This is a genomic window from Streptomyces sp. NPDC057271, assembly GCF_042668715.1.
GTDB lineage: Bacteria > Actinomycetota > Actinomycetes > Streptomycetales > Streptomycetaceae > Streptomyces.
This window is the reverse complement of the sequence record NZ_JBHUYJ010000057.1, coordinates 1-1,557: the sequence shown is the minus strand read 5'-3', so window position 1 is coordinate 1,557 and position 1,557 is coordinate 1. Positions and strand designations below refer to the sequence as shown.

2 protein-coding genes are annotated in these 1,557 nt (G+C 70.7%); both read left to right on the top strand.

Features of this window, described 5'->3' with window-relative positions; genetic code table 11:
• Nucleotides 1–30 precede the first annotated feature (30 nt).
• A complete protein-coding gene (locus ACFUJR_RS24205) occupies nucleotides 31–144 on the top strand; it encodes a hypothetical protein (protein ID WP_383450720.1) in 114 nt (37 codons plus the stop codon).
• Nucleotides 141–1,409: an MFS transporter gene (locus ACFUJR_RS24200; protein ID WP_383173828.1), complete on the top strand. Its 1,269-nt coding sequence runs from the start codon at nucleotides 141–143 to the stop codon at nucleotides 1,407–1,409. The genes ACFUJR_RS24205 and ACFUJR_RS24200 overlap by 4 nt, the downstream gene beginning before the upstream one ends.
• Nucleotides 1,410–1,557: the final 148 nt, after the last annotated feature.

The window sequence follows — 1,557 nt, the reverse complement described above, 5'->3', positions numbered from 1 at the left end:
GTCGTGGCCTGCGGGCACGGGGAACGCGCCATGACCGCGGCCAGCCTCCTGCAGCGCGCCGGCCACAAGGATCTCGCCGTCCTCGACGGTGGACCGGCCGACTGGTCCAAGGCCACCGGCCGCCGTCTGGAGGAGACCGCGTGACCACCCGCACCACCGGCGAGAGCCGCCCCGCGATACGTCTCGGCCTGCGGGCCAACCTCGCCCAGTTCAGCCTGCTCGTCCTCGTCAACGCCCTGGTCGGCGGCATGCTCGGCCAGGAACGCACCGTCCTGCCGCTCCTGGCCGACGACGTCTTCCACCTGTCCGCCTACACCGCGGCCATGACCTACATCCTGGCCTTCGGCGCCACCAAGGCCGTCACCAACTTCTTCGCCGGCACCTGGTCCGACCGCTACGGCCGCAAACCGGTCCTCATCGCCGGATGGCTCATCGCCCTGCCCGTGCCCGCCATGCTCGCCTGGGGCCCGTCGTGGGGCTGGATCATCGCCGCCAACATCCTGCTCGGCATGAACCAGGGCCTGACCTGGTCCACCACCGTCATCATGAAGATCGACCTGGCCGGCCCGGAGCGCCGCGGCCTGGCCATGGGCTTCAACGAGGCCGCCGGATACGTCGCCGTCGCCGCCACCGCCATGGCCACCGGCGCCATCGCCGAGCACGCCGGGCTGCGACCCGAACCGTTCCTGCTCGGCGCCGCCTACGTCGTACTCGCCCTGGGTCTGTCCACCTTCGCGGTCCGCGAGACCCGCGACCACGCCCGCTTCGAAGCAGCCCGCCACGTCACCCCCAGGGGCAGCGAGCACGACGGGGAACTGACCACCGGCCAGATCGCCCGCCTCACCAGCCTTCGCGACAAGGCGCTGTCCGCCGCCAGCCAGGCGGGCATGGTCAACAACCTCAACGATGCCCTCGCCTGGGGCATCTTCCCCCTCCTCTTCGCCGCCCACGGCCTGTCCATCGCCCAGATCGGTCTCCTCGCCGCCCTCTACCCAGCCGTCTGGGGCGCGGGGCAGATGTTCACCGGCTGGTGGTCCGACCGCATCGGCCGCAAGCACCTCATCACCGCCGGAATGCTGTTGCAGGCCGCCGCGATCGGCCTGGTCGCCGCGGGCACCACATTCGGCGTCTGGGCCACCGCCCAGGTCCTCCTCGGTCTTGGCACCGCTCTGGTCTACCCGACCCTGCTCGCCGTCGTCGGCGACGTCGCCCATCCCGCCTGGCGGGCCCGCGCCGTCGGCGTCTACCGCCTCTGGCGTGACGGCGGCTTCGCCGTGGGCGCACTGCTCGCCGGAGCCCTCGCCGATGCCTACAGCCTGACCACCGCCATCTGGGCCATCGCCGCACTCACCGCCGCCTCCGGCCTGGTGGTCGCGCTGCGGATGTACGAGACACATCCACGGACCTGACGTGTCGCACACAGGGGCTGCTGCCGTCGGGCAGCGTGCGGCACATACGGTCGCTAGTGTTCTGAGTCTGGAATTCTGTTCAGATAGCTGGCGAGGCGTTCAAGGATCTCGTCCGCAGTCTTGGTCCACACGTAAGGTTTCGGGTCGC

Coding starts and splice junctions, on each gene's coding strand:
- ACFUJR_RS24205 (WP_383450720.1), top strand. CDS start 31: ATGACCGCGGCCAGCCTCCTGCAGCGCGCCGGCCACAAGGATCTCGCC.